Genomic DNA, 22,691 nt, shown 5'->3' on the forward strand with positions numbered 1-22,691 from the left:
CGGTCCCCCTGTTACGCGATTGTGACACGAAGGGCCAAGGGCTTTCTGCCGTTCATGCAACGGCTTGCGCGGGGGGCGAGCGGCGCCGCGGCGCAGCGCGGGCGCCGATCAGCCCAAACTGGCCAGACGAACGCCAGCGCCGATCATGGCGGCGCGCGCCGCGTCCAGCGAGCCGTCGAAGTCGATGGCGCGGCACAGGTCCATGCGCACCGAGACGTCGAAGCCCAGTCGCGCCGCGTCCAGCGCCGAGTAATTCACGCAAAAATCCGTCGCCAGTCCCACCATGGTCAGCGCCTCGATGCCGCGGCTGCGCAGGTAACCCTCGAGCCCCGTGGGGGTGCGGCGGTCGTTCTCGAAGAAGGCCGAGTAGCTGTCGATCGCCGGGTTATAGCCCTTGCGGATGATCAGATCGGCCCGGTCGGTGTCGAGCGCGGGGTGAAAGGCCGCGCCCGCGCTGCCGATCACGCAGTGGTCCGGCCAGAGCGCCTGCGGGCCATAGGGCATCTCGGTCAGCTCCATCGGCGCCTTGCCGGGGTGGCTCGACGCGAAAGAGGAATGGCCCGCGGGATGCCAGTCCTGCGTCAGTACCACCGCCTCGGCCTCGGCCATCAGCGCGTTGATCGGCTCCACGATCTCGTCGCCGCCGGGCACCGCCAGCGCGCCGCCGGGGCAGAAATCGTTCTGGACGTCGATGACGATGAGCGCGTGCATGGGTGGATCTCCGGGGCAGTCTGCGTGGCTTTCCACAGGCTTAAGGGGGACGGCGCCCGCCCGTCAATGCTGCGGCAATGCTGCCGCTTGCCCAACTCGAGCCAAGGGCGTAAATCCGCGCGCATGTTCACCGTCTGCGCCCTCTACCATTTCACCCGTTTCGACGATCCCGCCGCCCTGCGTGGGCCGCTGCTGGACCTGTGCCTTGCGCAGGCTGTCACCGGCACGCTGCTGCTCGCTGGCGAGGGGATCAATGGCACCATCGCCGGCCCGCGCGCCGGGATCGATGCGGTGCTTGCCCATATCCGCGCGCTGCCCGGCTGCGCCGATCTGGAATGGAAAGTCTCGGAGGCGTCGGAACGGCCCTTCGCGCGCATGAAGGTGCGCCTGAAGAAAGAGATCGTCACCATGGGCCAGCCCGGCGTCGATCCGCGCGCCAAGGTCGGTCACTATGTGGCGCCCGCCGAATGGAACGAACTGATCCGCTCGCCCGATGTGGCGGTGATCGACACGCGCAACGACTACGAGATCGCCATCGGCACTTTCGAGGGGGCGGTGGACCCGCAGACCACCTCGTTCCGCGAGTTCCCCGAATGGTGGGAGCAAAACAAAGAGCGCTTTCACAACAAGCGCATCGCCATGTTCTGCACCGGCGGCATCCGCTGTGAGAAGTCGACCAACTACCTGCTGAGCCAAGGGGTCGAAGACGTTTATCACCTCAAGGGCGGCATCCTGAAATACCTCGAAGAGGTGCCCGAGACCGACAGTACGTGGCAGGGCAGCTGCTTTGTCTTCGATGGCCGGGTGTCGGTCGAGCACGGGCTGCGCGAAGGGCCGCATGAGCTCTGCCATGCCTGCCGCCGCCCGATCCTGCCCGAGGATCGCGCCCGTCCCGAGTATGAGGAAGGTGTGTCCTGTCATCAGTGCATCGGCGAGACCTCCGACGAGGATAAGGCGCGCTTCCGCGAGCGGCAGAAGCAGATCGCATTGGCCAAAGCCCGCGGCGAGCGCCACCTGCACGCGGATACGCCGGGCGAGGGGCTCTGAGCAGGGCGCGCGCCTTCGATTGTCGGCGCGCGTTTTCTGGTCGGTCTTGGGCCGCGCTTGCGCTGGGCGTCTGGACGGTCTGATGCCGCACGGTTGCATCTCCATCAGAAGTAACTTCGCACCAAGGCGGCAGAGAGCAGCGACCAGCCGTCGGCGATGACGAAGAACGCCAGCTTGAAGGGCAGCGACACGATGGCGGGCGGCACCATCATCATCCCCATGGACATCAGCACCGCCGCGACCACGAGGTCGATTATCAGGAACGGCAGAAACACCAGAAATCCCACCTGAAAGGCCCGCGCGATCTCGGAAAGCATGAAGCTGGGCACCAGCAGCGAAAGCGGTGCCTCTGGCGCGAGCCCCTCGCCCTGCGTGTCGGGACGCAGAGCCGCCATCGCCTCGAAGGTCGCAGGATCGCAGCGCGCGGCCATGAAGCCGCGAAAGGGGATAAGCGCGCGCCTTGTGGCCTCGGTCAGTTCGATCCGCTCGTCGAGAAGCGGCTGCACCCCGCCCTGCCACGCCGCGGTGAAGGTCGGCTCCATCACGAAATAGGTCAAAAACAGCGCGAGGCTGACGATCAGCATGTTGGGCGGCGATTGCTGTAGCCCGAGCGCTTGCCGCAGGATCGCCAGAACGGTGACGATGAACGGAAAGCAGGTCACCATGATGGCGATGCCGGGCGCGAGGCTGAGCAGGGTGATCAGCGCAATGAGCTGCAGGCTGACCGCAGAGACCGAGCCACTGCCGCCGAAGTCCAGCGAGATCTGCTGCGCAAGCGCGGTGCCGGGCGCGAGGCTGAGCATCAGCACAAGGCCCGCCAGATGCCACAGGCTGCGGCGCATGAACCGGGAGAGGGCGGCGCTGGGCACGGATCAGCCCGGGCTCTGCAGGTCCATGACCTCGATCAGCCGTACGGCAAGTTGGGCATTTTCCCCCTCGCCGGTGACCTCGAGCGCGCCGGTTCCGATGAGCCGGTCGCCAACGTAAAGCTCGACCGGATCCTCAAGCCGGCGGTCGAGCGTAAGCACCGATCCCTCGCCGAGCTTGAGTAGATCGCGCACCAGCGGCCGCGCCCGCCCGACCGAGACGGTGATCTCGATCGGCACGGAGGTGAAGGTCGCGTTGTGGCTCGCCGACGGCCGCTCTGCCGCGGGCTGTCCGTCTGCCGGCTGTTCAGCGATCTCATCCATGGGCTGCCTCCCTGCGGGTGTCATGAGCAAAGCCTTCGACCGCCTGGGTCACCTCCTGCAGCATGCCGCTGAGATCGATCTGCTGCTCGGTCTCGCCAAAGCGTAGGTCGGCCTGCCCTTCCGCGAGCGCGGGATCCTCCTGCAGGCGAAGCGGAAATCCGAAGTCCTGCTCAAGCAGCGGGGCCACCTGTTCGGTGGCGCCGGGGGCGACCGTGATCACCACCTCGCGTTTGGCGATCTGCTGCGCCATCGCGCTGAGTTGCGCATGAAGGTGCAGGCCCAGTGTGTCGCGCAGCATGGCCGGAAGCAGCGCCCGCAGCATCTCTTCGAGCAGCGGCGTGACGCCCTCGAGCAACTGGCGGTACGCCTCTGTGTAAGTGAAGGACAGGTCCTGCAGGTTTTGCGCAAAATCGCTGGCAATTCGGCCCTGATCTTCTGACTGTGCCTTGATCGCGTCGTCCCAGCCGGCGCGGTAGCCGGTATCAAACGACTCCAGTTTGGCCAATTCCACCTGCGCTTCGTCTGCGGCGGCGGGTGTGCCCTGCTGCGGCGGGGATGCTGAGAAATCGTCCAGATAAAAGCGCAGATCGGTCATTTTGCCTCTTCTTTCTCATCGAGCCAGCTGCGCAGGATCTCGACGGTCTCGCTCTTGCGCTCCTCGATCAGGTTGCGCAGGCGGTCGACCGGATCTTCCTCGGCGGGGCTGTCGAAATCGACCATGCCCATACCGCTGAAATCGCCGCCGCCGCCGAGCGCGGGGAAACCGGCGAAATCGTTGTCTTCTTCGATTTCGCCGGAAAGCGCCTCTGGCTCGCTGCCGGACATCGCCCCGCCAGGCAGCGAGAGCGGCGCTTGGGCTGTCCCGGGCGTACCTGCAAGGATGGGGCGCACGACAAACAATCCGAGGATCAGCGCCACGGCAGCGAGAATTCCCATTTGGATAAGGCTCATCGGGTCCAGCGGAAGGGTGAACCAGCCGGGCTCGATGGGGCCGGTGCCCAGCCCCTCGGGCCGTTCGAACGGCAGCGAGCGCAGGGTAATCTCGTCGCCGCGCGCCTCGTCGTAGCCGACGGCGGAGGACACGAGATCGCGCAGGGCGGCCAGTTCGGTTTCGGGCAGCGGCACAAAACTCGTGCTGCCGTCCGCCGCGGTTTCGAAACGTCCGTTGACCAGCACCGCCACGGTGAGCCGGCGTATCTCTCCGGGCACGCGGGTGACCTCGCGCATGGTCTCGGACACTTCGTAGTTCACCCGTTCACGCGAATCGCTGCTCTGGCTCGAGGAGCTTTGGCCCCCCCCGGCTTCTCCGTCAGGCAGGTTCGAGGCGACGGTGACATCGGGGCTGCCGCTGTTTTGATTGGTGCTGGTCTCTTCTTCCGTGTCGGTCGAGATCACCACGCGGCCCTCGGGATCGAAGCGCCGCTCGCGGATCAATTCGCTCTCGGTCACCGTATCGACGCTGACCTCGACCACGGCGTTGCCAACGCCGACCCGGGCCTCCACGAGGCGCTGCACGCGATCACGCAGCTGCAGCGCGCGATCTTCGGCGCTGGGACCGGCACCGGGGTCATCCTCGGCCCCGATGAGCCCACCCGCGCCGTCGATCACCGCCACATCCTCGGGCACAAGGCCGGGCACGGCGGAGGCAACGAGATAGCGCAGCGCCCGCGCCTGCGCCGGGGTCATCGCGGCGCCGCCGGCGGTGACCGAGATCGAGGCCGTCGGCGTGACGTCGCGCTGGAACGGATTGGCGCTGGAATTGGCGATATGCACGCGCGCGGTGGCAATATAGGGGCTGGCAACGATGGTGCGCGCCAGTTCACCCTCCTTGGCGCGCCAATAGGCGGCGTCGAACATCTGTGAGGTGGTGCCGAACCCCGACAGCGTGTCGAGTAGTTCGTAGCCCTGAGTGCTGTTGGCGGGCAGCCCCTCGCTCGCGAGGGTCATGCGCAGCGCGTCGCGTTGCGTGTCGGGCACGAAAATGGCGCCGCCGCGCACTTCGAACGGCACGCCGCGCGCCTCCAGCGCCTCGACGACCTCGCCCGCAGCGCCATTCTCGAGCCCAGCGTAAAGCAGCGACATGGACGGTGACCCGGCGAGTCGCGCCATGCCCAGAATCGCCAGCATCATCGCCAGCGCGGCCCCGATCGCCAGCACCCGTCGGCGCGGCGTCAGCGCGTTCCAGACTGTGGCGAACTGCTCCAACATAGCCTCCGTCGTTTGGTTTTTTCCCGAGTGCGGGCCCCCAGAGAGACATCCTGCGCAGGGTGCCCCGGTGAGCCCTGTTTGGACGATCAGGCTTAAGAATTGGTTAGCCTCTCTGCGCCTATAAACGGGCAAGCCAGACGTGAGGTGCGCCATGACCGACGCCACCGCCGACGCGGCCGGCGAAGAGGAAGCGCCGCGAAAGAAAGGCTCGAAACTGCCGCTTCTGATCGGCCTGCTGCTGGCCCTTCTGGGCGGTGGCGGAGGGTTCTATGCGGCGTTTTCAGGGATACTGCCCTTTGGTGGCGCTGCGGGCGGCGATGCACATGCTGCTGCCGGGCATGATGCCGCGGCGCAGGGCGATGGTGCGCATGGAGACGGGGATGCTGGGAGCCACGGCGGTGGCGGCGCGACTGTGGATTTCATCGAATTGCCGCAGCTCATTGCGTCGCTGGGGCCGGTTTCGGCGCTGCATCATCTGCGGTTCTCTGCGCAGCTTGAGGTCGCCCCGGAAAGGCGCGCGCAGATCGAGCAGGTGATGCCGCGCATCTTGGATGTGCTGAACACCTATCTGCGTGCGCTGGAACCCGGCGATATCGAGGCGCAGGGCGCGTTGATCCGACTTCGTGCGCAGATGCTGCGGCGTATCCAGATGGTCGCCGGGGAGGACAGCGTGCGCGACCTTCTCGTCACCGAATTCGTGCTGAACTGAAGGGGGACGACATGGACTTGATCGCCGATATTCTGCTTGTGGCCGGGGCACTTGGCGCGGGGTTTTACTGCTTTGTCCTGTCGCGGCGGCTGACCCGGTTCACCGATCTCGAGAATGGCGTCGGCGGCGCCGTGGCGGTGCTTTCGGCGCAGGTCGATGATCTGACGCGCTCGCTCGACGCCGCGCAGAAGGCTGCGGGCACATCGGGCGCGGAATTGAGCGATCTGACAGAGCGCGGCGAGCAGGTGGCGCAGCGGCTGGAATTGCTGATCGCCTCGATGCACGACCTGCCGGAGGCGGACGTGGCCGCAAGTCGTGGTGCGTCGGCGGAGCCGGGTGCGGAGCCGGTGTTCCTGCGGCATTCGCGCAGCGGCGCGCGGTGATGAAGGCGCTGCTGCGGAAACTGCGAAGAGGCACGCGCGCCGCGAGTGGCCGGGCGGGGCATCGGCGTGCCGGACGCGGTGTGCTGGCGGTGATCGGCGCGCTGCTTATCGCGTCGGCGCTCGTGAGGCTGGGCGTCGGGGCGGCTTTGGCCCTCAACAATGTGGCCGAGGCTGGCGAGCATGAACAGGCCCTCGACATGGCGCAGGCTGACCCCAACGCGGGCGCTCATGCCGATGCCACTGCGCCCGGGGTCTGTGTCGGCGAAGAGGATTTGGCGCCTGCGCTCGAGGCGCTGCGCGCGCGCGAAGCGGAGGTGATGCAGCGCGAAGAGGACCTGCGCAGCCGGATGCAGGCGCTGCGCGTCGCCGAGGCGACGATCGAGGAGAAGCTTGCGGCCATGCAGGAAACAGAGCAACGCCTGCGCGCCACGCTCGCCGTGGCTGAAACCGCGGCGGAACAGGACATTGCGCAGCTGACGCAGGTCTATGCCAATATGAAGCCGCGAGAGGCCGCGGCGCTCTTTGCGCAGATGGAGCCGGATTTCGCGGCGGGCTTTCTTGGACGGATGCGCCCCGACGCGGCGGCGGCGATCCTATCGGGCATGGACCCGCAGGCCGCTTACACGATCAGCGTGATGCTGGCCGGGCGGAACGCCAACGCGCCGAAAAATTAGGTGCGGTCGTCACAGCGGGCGTGCCACGGGGCGGCACGCCTTTGGGCTCTCTGGGGCGGTGGGGACTTTGGGAACTGGCGCAACTCGCGCGCCTTCAGGCCGCGGGATCCGCACCAAAAAAGGCCCGCGACCGCGCCACCCAGTCAGCCCTTGGCGGCGGGCACTTGGTTGGCAAAGGCCTCGATCTGCGCGGCGGGGAGCGCGCCGGACTGCCGCGCTGCCTCGCGCCCCTTGCCGAAGGCGATCAGCGTCGGAATGCCGCGAATGCCGAACCTCGCCGAGGCGCGCTGGTGCTGCTCGGTGTTCAGCTTCACCAGCCGCGAGCGGCCTTTGAGCGCGGCGGCGGCCTTGGAGTATTCCGGCGCCATCATCCGGCAGGGGCCACACCACGGCGCCCAGAAATCCACGACCAGCGGCACTTCGTCGGTGCGGATCGCCTTTTCGAGCGTCGCATCGTCGATTTCATGGGCCTTCCCATCCATCAGCCCTGCGCCGCAGGTGCCGCATTTCGGGCCGGAGCCAAGTCGGTCTTGCGGGACGCGGTTGGTCTGGCCACAATCGAGGCAGACAAGCTTGACCATTTCGTGATCTCCATACATTCGTTTCATCTGATATGTGTTCTCTGCGCAATCGTGACAATCCCCTTGAGTCAAACCCATTGAATTCGCGCGTCGCGAGACCACAATTCCCATGCTCGAAGAACAACCCAAGAGAGGTGCCCATGATCACCCGCCGTACTTTCGTCACCACGGCCACCGCGGGCGCGGCACTGGCCACCACAGCGCCGGGAGCCGCTTTCGCCCTCGAACAGAAATTCGAGCCGCAATCCGTCGGCATCCGGCAGGACCTCGAACCGGGGCAGATCCTGATCATGCCTCGGGCGCATTTCCTGTATTTCGTGACCGCGCCGGGCCAAGCGCTGCGCTATGGCGTCGGCGTTGGCAAGGCCGGGCTCGAGTTCACCGGAAACGCGGTGATTCAGGTCAAGAAGGAATGGCCCACGTGGCGCCCGACCGATGAGATGATCGAACGCGAGCCGCAGACCTATTCGCGCTTCAAGGACAATGACTATGTTCAGCCCGGCGGCCCGCAGAACCCGCTTGGGGCGCGTGCGCTCTATCTGTTCCAGAACGGTCGCGACACCTTCTTCCGGATCCACGGCACCACCGCGCCGGAGTCGATCGGGCGCTCGGTCTCCAACGGCTGTATCCGCATGCTGAACGAGCATGTCATCGACCTCTACCAGCGCGTGCCGATCGGCACGAAGGTCACCGTTCTCTGAGCGCGGTCCGAGCCTAGCGGGCGCCAGCGATGCTGGTGATTGCCGGTGCGCCGCGCGTCGAAGGGCGGTCCCGATGGGGCCGCCCTCGTGCATTCTGCAAAACACCGCGGGGACGCCGATAGGAATAAACACCTGAAAATTGCCGCATTTCGACATGAAGCCCGCCACATTCGAGCCCGAATCCGCTGGCAAAAATTCGCTCATACCACCGGGGCCCGACCCATGTGGCCGCTTGTAACGAAGGGTAAGAGTATGGCGATTGTAGCGATCATGGCTGGCAGCATCTTCGGATTTCTCTGCGGCCTCTTCTCCTGGATTTTCCTCGATACCTCGCTGCTGAACGCGATCGGCCTTTATTTTTCGGTCAGCCTCGTGGCCGGTGTTCTTCCGATCATCTACGCGGGGCTCTGTGGCACCGTGCTGCGCCCGGCCTCGGTCGAGACCGTCCGCTCCTGAAACTGACGTCTGCCGAGCCCAGGCAAGAGCGCAGGCAAGTCTTTGCTCAGACCGGCGCGCCGCCAGCGTGCAGCGGGTCCGGCTAAGGCAAGAGTTTGACCGTTGGCGCTCACAGCAAAAGCGTGCTCGGTCGCATGAAGGGCTCAGTCGTCGCCAGCCTGCGCGATAAGCTCTTCGACCTTCGGGTCCAATGCCTCGACCACTTTGCTGACCCCTTCGGCATTGGGGTGAATGCCATCCCCCTGCATCATCGCCGTCACATCCGCGGGCATCTGACCGTCCTCGCGCAGCCCGGCGAAGAAATCTTCGAACAGCAACGTCCCGTATTCCTCGGCCAGCGCGGGATAGATCGCGTCGAACTCGGACTTGTAGTCGGCCCCGTAGTTGCCCGGCGCGCTCATCCCCACCAGCAGCACCGGCAGATCCCGCGATTGCGCCTCCTGCAGAATCCCCGCGAGGTTCTTGCGCGCTTCCGCAGGGTCGAGCCCGCGCAGCATGTCGTTGCCGCCCAGCGTGACGATCATCGCGTCGATCTCGGGCGTCAGCGACCACGCCACCCGCGACAGCCCGCCCGCGGTGGTGTCGCCGGAGACGCCGCCGTTGACGATGGTGACCTCATGGCCCTGCGCGCTCAGCCACGCCTGCAGTTGCGGCACCAGCCCGTCGGGCGCGGGCAGACCGTAGCCCTGCGTGAGACTGTCGCCGAGCGCGAGCACTTCGGTTGCGAGGGCCGGAATTGGATTTGTCAGAAAAGTGAGGCAGACCGCAGCCTTGCTGAGCAGGGCAAAACCCCCATATGTCCTTGAACGTGCCATTTTCCGCAAAGGCCCTTTCCATGACCGATCCTATGATTGCCCTCAATGATGTCACTCTCAGTCTCAGGGGCAATGCCGGTCCGGTCGAAATCCTTCACGGAATCTCGATGGATGTCCGGCGCGGCGAGACGCTGGGGCTGATCGGGCCGTCGGGTTCCGGGAAAAGCTCGCTTCTGATGGTGATGGGCGGTCTGGAAAGCGCGACTTCGGGCCGCGTCGACGTGCTGGGACAGGATCTGACCGGCATGGACGAGGATCGCATGGCCCGCTTCCGCCGCGATCACATGGGCGTGGTGTTTCAGTCGTTCAATCTCATTCCCACGATGACCGCGCTCGAAAATGTCGCGACGCCGCTGGAGCTTGCGGGGCATAAGGATGCCTTTGCCCGCGCCGAGGCCGAGCTGGAGCGGGTCAACCTCGGGCACCGCGCTGGTCATTACCCTTCGCAGATGTCGGGCGGCGAACAGCAGCGCGTGGCGCTGGCCCGTGCGTCGGCGCCGCGTCCGCAGATCCTGCTTGCGGACGAGCCGACGGGCAATCTCGACGGCTCAACCGGGCAGGCGATCATGGACCTGCTCTTTGGCCTACGCGACGAACATGGCGCGACGCTGGTGCTGGTGACCCACTCCAACCGGCTGGCCGAGCGCTGCGACCGTGTGGTGCGGCTGACCGATGGGCGGGTCGACACCGCCCACGCGCGCGGCGCGGAAAGGGCGGCTGAATGAGCCTGGCCACTGCCGCCCGCTTTGCCCGCCGCGAGCTGCGCGGCGGTGTGCATGGATTTCGCATTTTCATCGCCTGCCTCGCGCTCGGGGTCGCCGCCATCGCGGGCGTCGGCTCGGTGCGCACGGCGATCGAGGCCGGGCTTTCGGATCAGGGCGCGGTGCTGCTTGGCGGCGATGCGCAGGCCGAGTTCACCTACCGTTTCGCCACCGAAGACGAGTTGGAGTGGCTCGGCAGCATCTCCACCAAGATCTCGGAGATCACCGATTTCCGGTCGATGGCCACGGTGACCCGCGATGGCGAGACCGAGCGCGGCCTGACGCAGGTGAAATCGGTCGATGACGCCTATCCGCTTCTCGGGCAAATGGAATTGGACCCGCCGACGCCGTTGCCGCAGGCGCTGGATGGTGCGGCGGGGCTGCCCGGCGCGGTGATGGCCCCGGTGCTGGCCGACCGTCTGGGGCTGCAACCGGGCGACAGCTTCCGGCTCGGCACGCAGGAGTTCACCCTCTCGGCGGTGATCACCCGCGAGCCGGATGACGCGGGCGACGGCTTTGGCCTTGGCCCGCGCACGCTGGTGCGGACCTCCGATCTGCAGGGCAGCGGATTGCTCGCGCCCGGCTCGCTTTACGAATCCGAGTATCGCCTGCTGCTGCCACCGGGCAGCGATCTGGATGCGCTGAAGGCCGAAGCCGAGGCCCGTTACCGCGACACCGGCATTCGCTGGCGCGATGCGCGCAATGGTGCGCCGGGGATCGCCCGCTTTGTCGAGAGGCTAGGGCGGTTCCTCGTGCTGGTGGGGCTTTCGGGGCTTGCCGTGGGGGGCATCGGCGTGTCGGCGGCGGTGCGGGCCTATCTGGCGCGCAAGACCTCGGTCATCGCCACGCTGCGCACGCTGGGCGCGACGCGCGGCACGATCTTTCTGACTTACTTTCTGCAGATCGGCGCGCTTTCGTTGGTCGGTATCGCGCTTGGGCTGATCCTCGGCGCGGGCGTGCCGCTGCTCTTTGCGCCGATCATCGCCAGCGCGCTGCCGGTGCCGGTGGTCTTCACCCTTTACCCCGGTCCGCTGGCCGAGGCGGCGCTTTACGGCGCGCTCACCGCGCTGCTTTTCACCCTCTGGCCGCTCGCGCGCACCGAAGAAGTGCGCGCCGCCACGCTGTTTCGCGATGCTCTCGACAGCGCCAAGGGCTTGCCCGCGCCGCGCTATGTGGTCGCGACGCTGGCGCTGCTGGCGGCGCTCGTGGGGGCGGCGACGCTGTTCTCGGGCGACCCGCAGGTCACGCTCTGGACCGCCGCCGGGCTGCTCGCCGCGCTGGTCATCCTCGCGCTTGCCGCCACCGCGATCCGCTGGCTGGCGCACCGCGCCGCGCCGCTGGCGCGCGGCCGCCCGGCGCTGCGATGGGCGCTTTCGGCCATTGGCGGCCCGCGCGAGACCGCGGCCTCGGTGGTGCTGTCGCTGGGGCTTGGCCTGTCGGTGCTGGCCGCCATCGGCCAGATCGACGGCAACCTGCGGGCCTCGATCTCGCGCGATCTGCCCGAGGTGGCACCGTCGTATTTCTTTGTCGACATCCAGCCGGATCAGATCGAGGGATTCCGCGCGCGACTCGCCGATGATCCGGCGGTCAGCCGGGTCGACACCGCGCCGATGCTGCGCGGCGTGGTCACACGGATCAACGAGCAGGATGCGCAGCAGGTGGCGGGCGATCACTGGGTGGTGCGCGGCGACCGGGGCATCACCTATGCCGCCGCGCCGGACGCGCGCACCACGATCACCGAAGGCGCATGGTGGCCCGAGGATTACAGCGGTCCGGCGCAGGTCAGCTTTGCCGCCGAGGAGGCCGAGGAACTGGGCCTGAGCCTTGGCGATGAGATCACCGTCAACATCCTTGGCCGCGACATCACTGCCGAGATCACCAGCTTCCGCGAGGTGGATTTCTCCACTGCCGGGATCGGCTTTGTCATGACGCTGAACCCCGCCGCGCTGGCCGGGGCGCCGCATACGTGGATTTCCACGGTCTATGCCGAGCCGCAGGCCGAGGCGCAGATCCTGCGCGATCTGGGCGATGCCTATCCCAATATCACCGCGATCCGGGTGCGCGACGCCATCGACCGCGTGTCGGAACTGCTCGAAGGCGTCGCCGGTGCGATCCGCTGGGGCGCGGGCGCGACGCTGCTCACCGGGTTTCTGGTGCTGATCGGCGCGGCTTCGGCGGGCGAGGCGGCGCGCAGCTACGAGGCGGCCGTGCTCAAGACCCTCGGTGCCTCGCGCGGGCGCATCCTGCGCAGCTTCGCGCTGCGCTCGGCGCTGCTGGGCGCGGCGGCGGGCGTGGTGGCACTGGCCGCCGGCCTCCTTGGCGGCTGGGCGGTGAGTCACTTCCTGATGGAAACGCGGTTCGACGTGATGTGGGGCTCGGCGCTCGGGATCATCCTTGGCGGCGCGCTGGCGACGCTGCTGGCGGGCCTCGCCTTCGCATGGCGTCCGCTGTCGGCACGACCGGCACGGGTGCTGCGTGCCCGCGAATAGGGGCATTTCGCTGGTGTGCAAACAGCTGGCTTGAACCTCGGGGCAGGGGCTGGCACTTCAATAGCGACCTATGGCTGCAAAGGACGGACCTCCCTCCCATGACCGATTCCCTGCCTATGCCGATCTCGGCCCCGATCTCGCAGGCACAGCGCACCAGCATTCTCAACCTGCTGCGGCGCGCGGCGAAAACCGAGATCCTGCCGCGCTTCCGGTCGCTCGATCCCAGCGAGGTCTCGGAAAAGACAGGCCGTCAGGATCTGGTGACTGCCGCCGACAAGGGTGCCGAGGCGATGATCGCGCGCGGCCTGCAGCGCATGTATCCGCACGCGCTGATCGTCGGCGAAGAGGCGGTGGCGGAACATCCCGAGATCCGCGACAAGATCGGCGATGCGGAACTGGCCTTCACCATCGACCCGGTGGACGGCACATGGAACTACGCGCATGGCCTCTCGACCTTCGGCATCATCCTGTCGGCCACGCGCTTTGGCGTGCCGGTCTTCGGGATGATCTACGATCCGATCATGGACGACGTGATGGTGGCCGAGATTGGCGGCGAGGCAAAGATGCTTCTCCCCAAGCGCCGCCTCACCCGACACGTGTCGGTCTCGGCGGGCGGCAAGCTCGACGAGTTGCAGGGGTTCATCCCCTTCTATCTGATGCCCGAGGACAAGCGCGCGCAGGTCGGCGCGGCGCTGCCGCTGTTCGAGCGCAGCCACACGCTGCGCTGCTCGGCGCATGAGTTCCGGCTCTTCGCGCAAGGCTCGGTGGATTTCCTCTTCTCGGCGCGGCTGACGCCCTGGGACCATGCGGCGGGGGCGCTGATCTCGCGCTGCGCCGGGGGCCATGTGGCGATGCTCGATGGCTCGGAATACAACGCCGCCACGCGCGAGGGCGTGCTGCTCTGCGCGTCGAACAAGGAAACATGGGACCGCATCCGCGATGCTTTCTCCTTCCTGCTCGAGACGCCTGCGGAGGGCTGACCCAGCACCATGCGACGCGAAAAGGGCGGGACCTAAGGTCCCGCCCTTTTGCTTTGGACGCGTTTTGGACGCCTGCGGCGTGCCTCCGGCGGGGATATTTTATCTAGTCGAAGAGGGCGCGCGCCTGTGCTTCGTCTAGACCCAAATATCCCGGGGAGCGCGAGGGGCAGCGCCCCTCGCTCCTGCCCTCTCCGCCTTATTCCGCCGCCTCGGCGTAATCGCTCATCGGCGGGCAGGTGCAGGTCAGGTTGCGGTCGCCCCAGACGTTGTCGACGCGGTTGACCGGCGGCCAGTATTTGTCGACCCGGAAGGCACCCGGCGGGAAGCAGCCCTGTTCGCGGCTGTAGGGCCGGTCCCAGTCGCGCACGAGGTCTTCCATCGTGTGCGGCGCGTGCTTGAGCGGGTTGTTCTCGGCGTCGGCCTTGCCTTCTTCGATGGCGCGGATCTCCTCGCGGATTGCCAGCATGGCATCGCAGAACCGGTCAAGCTCGGCCTTGGTCTCCGACTCCGTCGGCTCGATCATCAGCGTGCCCGCGACCGGGAAACTCATGGTCGGCGCGTGGAAGCCGCAGTCGATCAGCCGCTTGGCCACATCGTCCACAGTCACCCCGGCGCTGTCGCCGAAGGGGCGGATGTCGATGATGCACTCATGCGCCACGCGGCCCTCGTGGCCGGTGTAGAGCACCTCAAAGGATCCGGCGAGGCGGGTTGCGATGTAGTTGGCGTTGAGGATCGCCACGCGGGTTGCCTGTGTCAGCCCCGCGCCACCCATCATCTGGATGTAGCCCCAGGAGATCGGCAGCAGCGAGGGCGAGCCGAAGGGCGCGGCGGAGACCGGGCCCGCGATGCCCTCTTCCAGCGGATGCGCCGGAAGATGCGGTACGAGGTGCTCCTTCACGCCGATCGGACCCATGCCGGGGCCGCCGCCGCCATGCGGGATGCAGAAGGTCTTGTGCAGGTTGAGGTGGCTCACGTCGCCGCCCAGATCGCCGGGGCGCGAGAGGCCCACCATGGCGTTCATATTTGCGCCGTCGATATAGACCTGCCCGCCGTGCTCATGGGTGATCGCACAGACGTCGCGCACGGTTTCCTCGAACACGCCGTGGGTCGAGGGGTAGGTGATCATGCAGGCCGCCAGCGTCTCGCTGTACTGCTCGGCCTTGGCGCGGAAGTCCACGAGGTCGATCGAGCCCTTCTCGTCGCATTTCACCGGCACGACCTTCCAGCCGACCATCTGCGCCGAGGCGGGGTTGGTGCCATGGGCGTTGACCGGGATCAGGCAGACGTTGCGCTGGCCCTCGCCGCGCTCGCGCTGCCACGAGGCGATGGTCAGCAGGCCCGCGTATTCGCCCTGCGCGCCGGAGTTCGGCTGCATCGTAAAGGCGTCATAGCCGGTGATCTTGCAAAGTTTGTCCGACAGATCGTCGACCATCTGCTTATACCCAAGCGCCTGATCCTCGGGCACATAGGGGTGCAGCGAGCCGAACTCGGGCCAGCTCACCGGCATCATCTCGGCGGCGGCGTTGAGCTTCATGGTGCAGGACCCGAGCGGGATCATCGCCCGGTCGAGCGCCAGATCGCGGTCGGCGAGACGGCGCATGTAGCGCATCATCTCGGTCTCGGCACGATTCATGTGAAACACTTCGTGGGTGAGGTAGCTGCTGCTGCGCAGCGAGGCCTCGGGCAGGCGGTAGTGCGGGGCGAAATCCTCGTCCTTGCGCAGCAGGCCGAAGGCGCGCCAGACCGCCTCGATGGTGGCCGGGCGCGTGGTCTCGTCAAGCGTGATGCCGACGCGGGTCTCGCCCACCTTGCGCAGGTTGATGCCTTCTTTCACGGCGGCGCGCAGCACGCCCTGCTGCAGCAGGCCGACGTCCACGGTGATCGTGTCAAAGAAGGTCTCGGGCTCGACCTTGAAGCCGGCCTCTTCGAGCCCGCGCGCGAGGCGGGCGGTCTTGCGGTGGATGCGCTGCGCGATGGCCTTCAGCCCCTCGGGGCCGTGGAACACCGCGTAGAAGCCCGCCATCACCGCCAGCAGCGCCTGCGCGGTGCAGACGTTCGACGTGGCCTTCTCGCGGCGGATGTGCTGCTCGCGGGTCTGCAGGGCGAGGCGGTAGGCGCGATTGCCGTGGCTGTCGATCGACACGCCGACGATGCGGCCGGGCATCGAGCGTTTGTAGGCGTCCTTGGTGGCCATATAGGCGGCGTGTGGGCCGCCATAACCGAGCGGCACGCCGAAGCGCTGGGTCGAGCCCACGGCGATATCGGCGCCCATCGCGCCCGGCTCTTTCAGCAGGCAGAGCGCCATCGGATCGGCGGCGACGATACCGATCGCCTTGGCGGCATGCAGCGCCTCCATCTCGGCGGTGAGTTCGCGCACATGGCCATGGGTGCCCGGATACTGGAAGATCGCGCCAAAGACCTGTTCGGCGTCCAGCGCATCGGGGCTTCCGATGATGATCTCGATCCCGAGCGGCGCGGCGCGGGTCTGCATCACGGCGATGTTCTGCGGGTGGCAGTTCTCGTCGATGAAGAAGGCCTTGGCCTTCGACTTTGCCACACGCTGCGCCATGGTCATCGCCTCGGCGCAGGCGGTGGCCTCGTCAAGCAGCGAGGCGTTGGCGATCTCGAGGCCGGTCAGATCCGACACCATGGTCTGGTAGTTCAGCAGCGCCTCAAGACGGCCCTGCGAGATCTCGGGCTGATAGGGCGTGTAGGCGGTGTACCACGCGGGGTTCTCGAAGATGTTGCGCTGGATCGCGGGCGGGGTCACCGTGCCGTGGTAGCCCTGACCGATCAGCGAGGTCAGAACCTTGTTCTTCGATGCGACCTCGCGCATGTGCCAGAGCATCTCGCGCTCGGACATGGGCTTGCCAAGCTCGAGCTCATCCGCCTGCCGGATGCCGGCGGGCACGGTCTGCTTGATCAGCGCGTCGAGGTCCTTGACCCCCAGCACCTCGAACATATCCGCCATCTCCTTGGGCGAGGGCCCGATGTGGCGGCGGTTGGCAAAGTCATACGGCAGGTAGTCTGTGGGCGTGAAGGCCATGTCGATCCGTCCAGAAACAGCAAGGTTCAGCAGGGAAGAGGGGGCAAGGCGCGGCCCTGCCCCTTTCATTGTTCTTCAAATACGCATCCGCCCGGCAGTGCCGCAGGCGCGGCGCCGGGCAGGAGATCAGCCGATGAAGTTCTTGTAGGCGGCTTCATCCATGAAGTCGTCGAGCGCCGAGAGGTCCTCGATCTTCATCTTGAAGAACCAGGCTTCGCCCTCGGGATCGTCGTTGACCTTCGACGGCTCATCGGCCAGCGGTGCGTTCACCTCGACGATCTCGCCATCGAGCGGGGCGAGGATGTCGGAGGCGGCCTTGACCGACTCGATCACCACCACTTCGTCATCCTTGCTCACCGTGGTGCCCTCATCGGGCAGTTCCACGAACACCACGTCGCCCAGCTGTTCGGCTGCATGCGCGGTGATGCCGACGACGACAACATCGCCCTCGACGCGGAGCCATTCGTGCTCTTCGGTAAATTTCATCGTGCTGTCCCTGTCTGTCTCAGCGTTTGTAGGTCTGGGTCACGAAGGGCATCTCGGCCACTTCGACGGCGAGGCGCTTGCCGCGCACCTCGCCGAATAGCTTGGTGCCGGGGGCGGCGTGGTCAATCCCCACGTAGCCCATGGCGACCGGTGCGCCGACGCTGGGGCCGAAACCGCCCGAGGTGACGTGGCCGATCGGGGTGCCGCCGGTCTCATCTGCATAAATCTCCACCCCTTCGCGCATCGGCGCGCGGCCCTCGGGGCGCAGGCCCACGCGGGCGCGGGGCGCGCCGTTTTCCAGCTCGGAGAGGATTTTTTCGGCACCGGGGAAGCCGCCCGCGCGATCGCCGCCAGTGCGGCGGATCTTCTGGATCGCCCAGGGCAGGGCCGCCTCGGCGGGGGTGGTGGTGCTGTCGATGTCGTGGCCGTAGAGGCACAGCCCGGCTTCGAGACGCAGCGAGTCGCGCGCGCCAAGGCCGATGGGCTCCACATCCTCATGCGCCAGCAGCGCGCGGGCAAGCTCCTCGGCCTTGTCTTCGGGCACGGAGATTTCGTAGCCGTCCTCGCCGGTGTAGCCCGAGCGCGAAATCCAGCACTCGGCGCCGCAAAGCTCGACCGTCGCCACATCCATGAAGCGCATCTCGCGCACCGCCGGGTTCAGCGCGGCCAGCGCCGCCTCGGCAGCCGGGCCCTGCAGCGCCAGCAGCGCGCGGTCGCCGAGCAGCTTGGCGGTGACGCCCTTGGGCTCGAGGCCGGCGCGCATCCGCGCCATATCCTCGGTCTTGCAGGCGGCGTTGACCACGACGAAGAGGTGCTCGCCGCGATTGGCGATCATCAGATCGTCTTCGATCCCGCCGTCTTCGTTGGTGAAGAAGCCATAGCGCTGGCGGCCTTCCTTCAGCCCGGCGATATTCACCGGCACCAGCGTCTCGAGGCCGAGAGCGATGCTCTCCACATCGGTGCCCGACAGGATCACCTGACCCATATGGCTGACGTCGAACAGCCCGGCCTTGTCGCGCGTGTGGAGATGTTCCTTGAGAACGCCGAGCTTGTATTGCACCGGCATCTCGTAACCGGCGAAGGGCACCATCTTGGCGCCCAGTTCGACGTGCAAATCATGTAGTGGCGTGCGTTTCAGCTCGTCCATGCGCTCCCGATCCCTTCGGCCCGGACAGGCGCAAGGCCCCGGGCATTTCCCGCACGGATCTTCTCCGCGCTCGAAATGCCCCCTCTGTCCTTTCGCCTGAGATCGTTATCCCTTCGGCGGGCGCCGGGGCGCCTCTCTCCAGAGTCTTTCTGCCGTGAAGGTCCTTTGGCCTGAGAGTTTCCGGGGGCGGTTGCTCCTTCGGCACCGGCAAGGCCGGTTCTCCCATCACGGTGGCGAGAGATTACGACAGTTACGCAGTGGCCGCAAGCGCGCCCGCGGTGCGCGGCACCGAACAGGCCTTGCCCGGCACCAGAATGTCGATCAGCGGAGCATTGTCGCACACCAGCGCATCCAGCGTGATCGGATCGAGCGTGGCATAGAAGGCGTTGGCGGCCTCGGTGAGCGCGATGCGCAGGCGGCAGGCCTCGGTCAGCGGGCAGGTGTTGTCGGCATCGGCAAAGCATTCGGCCAGCGGCACCGGCAATTCGAGCGTGCGGAACACGTCGCCGATTTGGATCTCCGAGGCAGGCCGGGCCAGTTCCAGCCCGCCGTTGCGCCCGCGATGGGTGCTGAGATACCCCAGTTGCGCCAGCTGGTTGATCACCTGCGCGAGGTGATTTTCCGAGGCATTGCAGCACTTTGCAATCTCGGATTTGGTCACAAGGCGGCCAGAATTTGCCGCGCAGTGCATCAGGACACGGATTGCAATATTCGTTCTCTTGGTCACACGCACGGGAAAAGCCCTCGCTTTGAATGATTGCCGGGTTAAATACAGGGCCGGGGAAAAGCGCGGATTGACTTACATCAATTTGAAGAAAGAAAAGACGAGAAATGAGCACATCATTCTTTTTCGGCTACGGCTCGCTGGTCAACCGCAGGACCCACGCTTTCGATCCCGCGCATAAGGCCGTTGCTAAAGGATGGCGCCGGGTCTGGGCGCGGGTGCCGGGCCGTCCGGTCTCGCTGCTGACCGTCTCGCGCGATGCGGGATCCGAGATCGAAGGGCTGATCGCGCCGGTCACCGGCGAGGGCTGGGCCGTCCTCGACCAGCGCGAAGCCGATTATGACCGCACCGATGCCCGCGCCGACGTGCAGCATGCGGCTCCCACCGTCGAAGAACTGGCAATCTATGTGGTGCCCGAGGCGGACCGCCTGCCGCCCGACACCGACCACCCAGTGCTGCTGAGCTATGTCGACGTGGTGCTGCAGGGCTATCTCGGTGAGTTCGGCAAAGAGGGCGCCGAGCGCTTTCTGGCCAGCACCGGCGATTGGCGGGTGCCGTTCCTGAACGACCGCGCCGCACCGCTTTACCCGCGGGCGCAGAGCCTCAGCGACGCCGAGCGCGGCTTTGTCGATGCGGCGCTGCGTGATGTCGGGGCGCAGGTGTTCAGCCGATGACCCCGCGCTGGCTGCTGCTGCTTTACCGGCTGTCGAAGCGGCTGGGGGTTCGGGTGCTCTTCGGCGCGCTTTTGGCGCTGGTCGCGGTGGCGCTGGCGCCAGTGTTGCAGCCGCTGATCCCCGAGGATTGGCAGGATCGTTTCGGAGCCGATGCGGTGACGCCGATCCTGCAGATCCTCGCCACCACCATGTTGACGGTGACCACCTTTTCGCTGTCGGTCATGGTGCAGGCCTTCCAGTCGGCGGCCAGTCAGGCGACGCCGCGCGCCTACCGGCTGCACCTCGAGGACAGCACGGCGCAGACCGCGCTTGCGGCCTTCACCGGCACCTTCCTCTTTTCGCTAACCTCGCTGGTGCTGTTCAACGCGGGCTTCTACTCCGAGGCCTCGGCGGTGGTGATCTTTTTCCTGACCATCGGCAGCATCGTCACGGTGATTGTCGCGATGCTGCGCTGGATTGGCCACCTGAGCGTGATGGGCAGCATGGATCACACGCTGCAGCGGGTCGAAAACAGCGCCCTGCCGCCGCTTGAACGCGCGATGAGCCGCCCCTCGCTGGGCGCGGCCCGTCCCGATCACGCGCTGCCGTCGGACGCCCGCGAAGTGCCCGCGACCAAGGCGGGCTATGTGCAGTACATCAACCTCGAGGCGCTGGAAGAAAAGCTCTCCGAGCGCGAGGCGATCTTTCGCGTCACCGCCCATCCGGGCGCACATCTCGTGCCGGGGATGCCGCTGGGCCAAATCTCCGGCGGGCATGTGGAGGCCGAAGAGATCTGCGAGTGTTTCACCCTCGGCGAAGCGCGCACCATGGAGCAGGACGCCCGCTATGGCGTCATGGTGATGAACGAGATCGCGCTGCGCGCCCTGTCGCCTGCGGTCAATGATCCGGGCACGGCGATCGACGTGGTGCAGCGGCTCGAGCGGATGCTGTTCGGGCTCGGACCACCGGAGGAGGGACCGCCGGAGTTTCCGCATGTGCAGATGGCGCCGCTCAACCCGGCGCATCTGGTGGAAGACGGGTTCTACCCGCTGATCCGCGATGGCGCGGCCCGGCCCGAGGTGATCGGCTGCGTGCTGACCGCGATGAATGTGCTGCGCCGCGCCGACTGGCCCGCGCTGGCCGCCGCCGCCGAGGACACGCGCGCCTATGCCTTCGCCCATGCCGAGGCCGCCTTCACCGTAGACGCCGACAAGGCGTGGCTGGCGGGAAAGCGGGAGGACGGCTGAGGCGTTCTGCAAGAGCACAACGGGAGCCGGGCGAGCGCATGCCCGTGGGATGGCGCTGCAACATCTGAGGTCTGCACTTTATCTCTGCCAAGTCTGTGTGTCGTCCGAGCGTCAGGCAGCGATGGCAAAGCGCCAGCCCGCCGGGACGGCGTCGTCCATTGGGCTTGAACCGATGGCGCCACAATGCACGACCGCTCGCCCGGCGGCTTCGCCTTGATTCCGGGCGGGCAGCGCGATTGAGAAACGAAAAAGGCGGACCCGAAGGCCCGCCTTTTTGCATTTCGATGGCGCGGCGCTTACTTCGCCAGATCTTTTGCTGGGATCTTCTCGAGCAGCGGCAGCACGTCGGCCATCTCCGGCCCGCGCTCGAGACCGGTGAGCGCCTTGCGCAGCGGCATGAAGAGCCCCTTGCCCTTGCGGCCCGTCGCCTCTTTCACCGTCTTGGTCCATTCGCCCCACGTGTCGCGTGTGTAGGGACCCTCGGGCAGCAGCGCCATCGCCTCGGCGATGAAGTCGCGGTCCTCGTCGGCGATCAGCGGCTCGGCACCGTCGCGGAACAGCGCCCACCAGCCGGGGATATCCTTGCGGGTGGTGATGTTGTCGCGAGCCACCGACCAGAACAGCTCTTGCTTCTCGGCGGGGACGCCGATCGCGGTCAGCTCTTCGGCCACATCCTGCAGCGGCAGCTGGTGCAGCTTGCGCGCGGTCAGCGGGTAGAGGTCCTGCTCGTCGAACTTCGTCGGGGCCGAGCCAAACTGGCTCAGCTCGAAGCCCTCGGCGATCTCGTCCAGCGAGGTGCGCAGTTCCACCGGCTGGCTCGATCCCAGACGGGCCATCAGCGACAGCAGCGCCTCGGGCTCGACGCCCGCTTCGCGCAGATCGCGGATCGACAGCACGCCAAGACGCTTGGACAGCGACTCGCCCTGCGGACCGGTGAGCAACGAGTGGTGCGCGAAACCGGGGGCGGTGCCGCCGAGCGCCTCGATGATCTGGATTTGCGTCGCGGTGTTGGTGACGTGGTCCGAGCCGCGCACGATATTGGTGACGCCCATGTCCATGTCGTCGACCACCGAGGCCAGGGTATAGAGGATCTGCCCGTCGCCGCGGATCAGCACCGGGTCCGACACCGAGGCGGCGTCGATCGAGATGTCGCCGAGGATGCCGTCATTCCAGTCGATCCGCTCTTGGATCAGCTTGAAGCGCCAAACGCCGTTGCCACGCTCTGCACGCAGCGCGTCCTTCTCGGCCTCGGACAGGTCCAGCGCGGCGCGGTCGTAGACCGGCGGCTTGCCCATGTTGAGCAGCTTCTTGCGCTTGAGGTCCAGCTCGGTCGGGGTTTCGAAGGCCTCGTAAAAGCGGCCCATCTCGCGCAACTCGTCCGCGGCGGCGTGGTAGCGGTCCAGCCGCGCGCTCTGTCGCTCCGTCTTGTCCCAGTGCAGACCGAGCCATTCGAGATCGCGCTTGATGCCGTCGACGTACTCTTCCTTGCTGCGCTCGGCATCGGTGTCGTCGATGCGCAGAATGAAGGTGCCGCCGGCTTTGCGCGCGATCAGGTAGTTGAACAGCGCGGTGCGGAGGTTGCCCACATGGATGTGACCGGTGGGCGACGGTGCGAAACGGGTGGTGGTCATGCTAGCCTCCTGCATACGCGGGTGGCAATTTCACAAGCGCAGCCGTTTGTCC

At 66.6% G+C, this 22,691-nt stretch carries 23 protein-coding genes and 1 riboswitch; of the genes, 11 read left to right on the plus strand and 12 right to left on the minus strand.

Annotated features, from left to right (window positions below):
* Positions 1–108 precede the first annotated feature (108 nt).
* Complete coding sequence (gene pncA, locus ACXAD2_RS11645; protein ID WP_475170043.1) at positions 109–711, minus strand: bifunctional nicotinamidase/pyrazinamidase; 603 nt, start codon at positions 709–711, stop codon at positions 109–111.
* Between the two features lie 123 nt (positions 712–834).
* Here pncA and trhO point away from each other — a divergent pair, with 123 nt between their 5' ends.
* A complete protein-coding gene (gene trhO, locus ACXAD2_RS11650) occupies positions 835–1,758 on the plus strand; it encodes an oxygen-dependent tRNA uridine(34) hydroxylase TrhO (RefSeq protein WP_475170045.1) in 924 nt (307 codons plus the stop codon).
* Positions 1,759–1,862: 104 nt separating this feature from the next.
* On the opposite strand, the gene fliP is transcribed toward trhO, so the two are convergent.
* The 4 genes from fliP to fliF are packed head-to-tail and all read right to left on the minus strand — an operon-like array spanning position 1,863 to position 5,156.
* Positions 1,863–2,600: a flagellar type III secretion system pore protein FliP gene (gene fliP, locus ACXAD2_RS11655; protein ID WP_475174847.1), complete on the minus strand. Its 738-nt coding sequence runs from the start codon at positions 2,598–2,600 to the stop codon at positions 1,863–1,865.
* 30 nt (positions 2,601–2,630) lie between these two features.
* Positions 2,631–2,948, minus strand: coding sequence for a FliM/FliN family flagellar motor switch protein (locus tag ACXAD2_RS11660; RefSeq protein ID WP_475170047.1), 318 nt, complete (start codon positions 2,946–2,948; stop codon positions 2,631–2,633).
* Positions 2,941–3,543 (minus strand): FliH/SctL family protein, encoded by a 603-nt coding sequence (locus ACXAD2_RS11665; protein ID WP_475170050.1) that lies wholly within the window; start codon positions 3,541–3,543, stop codon positions 2,941–2,943. Before ACXAD2_RS11665 ends, ACXAD2_RS11660 begins: the two co-directional genes overlap by 8 nt.
* Positions 3,540–5,156 carry a flagellar basal-body MS-ring/collar protein FliF gene (gene fliF / locus ACXAD2_RS11670; RefSeq protein WP_475170053.1) on the minus strand — a complete coding sequence of 539 codons (1,617 nt, stop codon included), beginning with the start codon at positions 5,154–5,156 and terminating at the stop codon, positions 3,540–3,542. Before fliF ends, ACXAD2_RS11665 begins: the two co-directional genes overlap by 4 nt.
* Positions 5,157–5,307: 151 nt before the next feature.
* On the opposite strand from fliF, the gene ACXAD2_RS11675 reads away from it, so the two are divergent.
* From ACXAD2_RS11675 to ACXAD2_RS11685, 3 genes are read left to right on the plus strand one after another with little or no spacing between them, the layout of a single operon-like run.
* Positions 5,308–5,865 (plus strand): flagellar basal body-associated FliL family protein, encoded by a 558-nt coding sequence (locus ACXAD2_RS11675; protein WP_475170055.1) that lies wholly within the window; start codon positions 5,308–5,310, stop codon positions 5,863–5,865.
* 11 nt (positions 5,866–5,876) lie between these two features.
* Positions 5,877–6,248, plus strand: a complete 372-nt coding sequence (locus ACXAD2_RS11680) for a hypothetical protein (protein WP_475170057.1) — start codon at positions 5,877–5,879, stop codon at positions 6,246–6,248.
* On the plus strand, positions 6,248–6,922 hold the full coding sequence (locus ACXAD2_RS11685) for a MotE family protein (protein ID WP_475170058.1): 675 nt from the start codon (positions 6,248–6,250) through the stop codon (positions 6,920–6,922). The genes ACXAD2_RS11680 and ACXAD2_RS11685 overlap by 1 nt, the downstream gene beginning before the upstream one ends.
* 143 nt (positions 6,923–7,065) lie before the next feature.
* Here the strand turns inward: ACXAD2_RS11685 and trxC are convergent, their stop codons facing one another.
* Positions 7,066–7,503: a thioredoxin TrxC gene (gene trxC, locus ACXAD2_RS11690; RefSeq protein WP_475170060.1), complete on the minus strand. Its 438-nt coding sequence runs from the start codon at positions 7,501–7,503 to the stop codon at positions 7,066–7,068.
* A 140-nt stretch (positions 7,504–7,643) separates the two neighbouring features.
* Between trxC and ACXAD2_RS11695 the strand changes: the two genes are divergently transcribed.
* Together ACXAD2_RS11695 and ACXAD2_RS11700 are read left to right on the plus strand one after the other, a co-directional pair.
* The gene (locus ACXAD2_RS11695) at positions 7,644–8,204 is read left to right on the plus strand and encodes a L,D-transpeptidase (RefSeq protein ID WP_475170062.1); all 561 of its coding nucleotides are present in this window, start codon (positions 7,644–7,646) and stop codon (positions 8,202–8,204) included.
* Positions 8,205–8,456: 252 nt separating this feature from the next.
* Positions 8,457–8,660 carry a hypothetical protein gene (locus ACXAD2_RS11700; RefSeq protein ID WP_475170064.1) on the plus strand — a complete coding sequence of 68 codons (204 nt, stop codon included), beginning with the start codon at positions 8,457–8,459 and terminating at the stop codon, positions 8,658–8,660.
* Between the two features lie 143 nt (positions 8,661–8,803).
* Here the strand turns inward: ACXAD2_RS11700 and ACXAD2_RS11705 are convergent, their stop codons facing one another.
* Positions 8,804–9,475: an arylesterase gene (locus tag ACXAD2_RS11705; RefSeq protein ID WP_475170066.1), complete on the minus strand. Its 672-nt coding sequence runs from the start codon at positions 9,473–9,475 to the stop codon at positions 8,804–8,806.
* A gap of 20 nt (positions 9,476–9,495) precedes the next feature.
* Here ACXAD2_RS11705 and ACXAD2_RS11710 point away from each other — a divergent pair, with 20 nt between their 5' ends.
* From ACXAD2_RS11710 to ACXAD2_RS11720, 3 genes are all read left to right on the plus strand, one after another.
* Positions 9,496–10,200 (plus strand): ABC transporter ATP-binding protein, encoded by a 705-nt coding sequence (locus ACXAD2_RS11710; protein ID WP_066103614.1) that lies wholly within the window; start codon positions 9,496–9,498, stop codon positions 10,198–10,200.
* Complete coding sequence (locus ACXAD2_RS11715) at positions 10,197–12,725, plus strand: ABC transporter permease (RefSeq protein ID WP_475170069.1); 2,529 nt, start codon at positions 10,197–10,199, stop codon at positions 12,723–12,725. Before ACXAD2_RS11710 ends, ACXAD2_RS11715 begins: the two co-directional genes overlap by 4 nt.
* A gap of 98 nt (positions 12,726–12,823) precedes the next feature.
* Positions 12,824–13,705 (plus strand): inositol monophosphatase family protein, encoded by an 882-nt coding sequence (locus ACXAD2_RS11720; protein WP_475170071.1) that lies wholly within the window; start codon positions 12,824–12,826, stop codon positions 13,703–13,705.
* A 196-nt stretch (positions 13,706–13,901) separates the two neighbouring features.
* Here ACXAD2_RS11720 and gcvP read toward each other — a convergent pair whose 3' ends face one another.
* The 4 genes from gcvP to ACXAD2_RS11740 all read right to left on the minus strand — a co-directional run bounded on the left by gcvP (position 13,902) and on the right by ACXAD2_RS11740 (position 19,117).
* A complete protein-coding gene (gcvP, locus tag ACXAD2_RS11725; RefSeq protein WP_475170073.1) occupies positions 13,902–16,751 on the minus strand; it encodes an aminomethyl-transferring glycine dehydrogenase in 2,850 nt (949 codons plus the stop codon).
* A gap of 126 nt (positions 16,752–16,877) precedes the next feature.
* Entirely contained in the window at positions 16,878–17,237 is a 360-nt protein-coding gene (gcvH, locus tag ACXAD2_RS11730) for a glycine cleavage system protein GcvH (protein ID WP_066103621.1), read from the minus strand.
* A gap of 19 nt (positions 17,238–17,256) precedes the next feature.
* Positions 17,257–18,384 carry a glycine cleavage system aminomethyltransferase GcvT gene (gene gcvT / locus ACXAD2_RS11735; RefSeq protein ID WP_475170076.1) on the minus strand — a complete coding sequence of 376 codons (1,128 nt, stop codon included), beginning with the start codon at positions 18,382–18,384 and terminating at the stop codon, positions 17,257–17,259.
* A gap of 148 nt (positions 18,385–18,532) precedes the next feature.
* A riboswitch (glycine riboswitch) is annotated at positions 18,533–18,619 on the minus strand.
* A 15-nt stretch (positions 18,620–18,634) separates the two neighbouring features.
* Complete coding sequence (locus tag ACXAD2_RS11740) at positions 18,635–19,117, minus strand: RrF2 family transcriptional regulator (protein WP_475170079.1); 483 nt, start codon at positions 19,115–19,117, stop codon at positions 18,635–18,637.
* Between the two features lie 98 nt (positions 19,118–19,215).
* Between ACXAD2_RS11740 and ACXAD2_RS11745 the strand changes: the two genes are divergently transcribed.
* Together ACXAD2_RS11745 and ACXAD2_RS11750 are read left to right on the plus strand one after the other, a co-directional pair.
* On the plus strand, positions 19,216–19,782 hold the full coding sequence (locus ACXAD2_RS11745) for a gamma-glutamylcyclotransferase family protein (protein ID WP_475170081.1): 567 nt from the start codon (positions 19,216–19,218) through the stop codon (positions 19,780–19,782).
* Positions 19,779–21,008 (plus strand): DUF2254 domain-containing protein, encoded by a 1,230-nt coding sequence (locus ACXAD2_RS11750; RefSeq protein WP_475170083.1) that lies wholly within the window; start codon positions 19,779–19,781, stop codon positions 21,006–21,008. Before ACXAD2_RS11745 ends, ACXAD2_RS11750 begins: the two co-directional genes overlap by 4 nt.
* 296 nt (positions 21,009–21,304) lie before the next feature.
* Here the strand turns inward: ACXAD2_RS11750 and gltX are convergent, their stop codons facing one another.
* Positions 21,305–22,639 carry a glutamate--tRNA ligase gene (gltX, locus tag ACXAD2_RS11755; protein ID WP_475170086.1) on the minus strand — a complete coding sequence of 445 codons (1,335 nt, stop codon included), beginning with the start codon at positions 22,637–22,639 and terminating at the stop codon, positions 21,305–21,307.
* Positions 22,640–22,691: the final 52 nt, after the last annotated feature.

The organism is Salipiger sp. ABN3_019 (assembly GCF_056158605.1).

Excerpts from the sequence above, each read along its gene's own strand:
- ACXAD2_RS11680 (WP_475170057.1), top strand. The coding sequence starts at position 5,877 with ATGGACTTGATCGCCGATATTCTGCTTGTGGCCGGGGCACTTGGCGCG.
- gltX (WP_475170086.1), bottom strand. The coding sequence starts at position 22,639 with ATGACCACCACCCGTTTCGCACCGTCGCCCACCGGTCACATCCATGTG.
- gcvH (WP_066103621.1), bottom strand. The coding sequence starts at position 17,237 with ATGAAATTTACCGAAGAGCACGAATGGCTCCGCGTCGAGGGCGATGTT.
- ACXAD2_RS11745 (WP_475170081.1), top strand. The coding sequence starts at position 19,216 with ATGAGCACATCATTCTTTTTCGGCTACGGCTCGCTGGTCAACCGCAGG.
- ACXAD2_RS11750 (WP_475170083.1), top strand. The coding sequence starts at position 19,779 with ATGACCCCGCGCTGGCTGCTGCTGCTTTACCGGCTGTCGAAGCGGCTG.
- ACXAD2_RS11720 (WP_475170071.1), top strand. The coding sequence starts at position 12,824 with ATGACCGATTCCCTGCCTATGCCGATCTCGGCCCCGATCTCGCAGGCA.
- ACXAD2_RS11710 (WP_066103614.1), top strand. The coding sequence starts at position 9,496 with ATGACCGATCCTATGATTGCCCTCAATGATGTCACTCTCAGTCTCAGG.
- ACXAD2_RS11675 (WP_475170055.1), top strand. The coding sequence starts at position 5,308 with ATGACCGACGCCACCGCCGACGCGGCCGGCGAAGAGGAAGCGCCGCGA.
- fliP (WP_475174847.1), bottom strand. The coding sequence starts at position 2,600 with ATGCGCCGCAGCCTGTGGCATCTGGCGGGCCTTGTGCTGATGCTCAGC.
- ACXAD2_RS11700 (WP_475170064.1), top strand. The coding sequence starts at position 8,457 with ATGGCGATTGTAGCGATCATGGCTGGCAGCATCTTCGGATTTCTCTGC.
- trhO (WP_475170045.1), top strand. The coding sequence starts at position 835 with ATGTTCACCGTCTGCGCCCTCTACCATTTCACCCGTTTCGACGATCCC.
- ACXAD2_RS11715 (WP_475170069.1), top strand. The coding sequence starts at position 10,197 with ATGAGCCTGGCCACTGCCGCCCGCTTTGCCCGCCGCGAGCTGCGCGGC.
- ACXAD2_RS11665 (WP_475170050.1), bottom strand. The coding sequence starts at position 3,543 with ATGACCGATCTGCGCTTTTATCTGGACGATTTCTCAGCATCCCCGCCG.
- ACXAD2_RS11705 (WP_475170066.1), bottom strand. The coding sequence starts at position 9,475 with ATGGCACGTTCAAGGACATATGGGGGTTTTGCCCTGCTCAGCAAGGCT.
- gcvT (WP_475170076.1), bottom strand. The coding sequence starts at position 18,384 with ATGGACGAGCTGAAACGCACGCCACTACATGATTTGCACGTCGAACTG.
- ACXAD2_RS11685 (WP_475170058.1), top strand. The coding sequence starts at position 6,248 with ATGAAGGCGCTGCTGCGGAAACTGCGAAGAGGCACGCGCGCCGCGAGT.
- ACXAD2_RS11660 (WP_475170047.1), bottom strand. The coding sequence starts at position 2,948 with ATGGATGAGATCGCTGAACAGCCGGCAGACGGACAGCCCGCGGCAGAG.
- ACXAD2_RS11695 (WP_475170062.1), top strand. The coding sequence starts at position 7,644 with ATGATCACCCGCCGTACTTTCGTCACCACGGCCACCGCGGGCGCGGCA.
- fliF (WP_475170053.1), bottom strand. The coding sequence starts at position 5,156 with ATGTTGGAGCAGTTCGCCACAGTCTGGAACGCGCTGACGCCGCGCCGA.
- trxC (WP_475170060.1), bottom strand. The coding sequence starts at position 7,503 with ATGGTCAAGCTTGTCTGCCTCGATTGTGGCCAGACCAACCGCGTCCCG.
- gcvP (WP_475170073.1), bottom strand. The coding sequence starts at position 16,751 with ATGGCCTTCACGCCCACAGACTACCTGCCGTATGACTTTGCCAACCGC.
- pncA (WP_475170043.1), bottom strand. The coding sequence starts at position 711 with ATGCACGCGCTCATCGTCATCGACGTCCAGAACGATTTCTGCCCCGGC.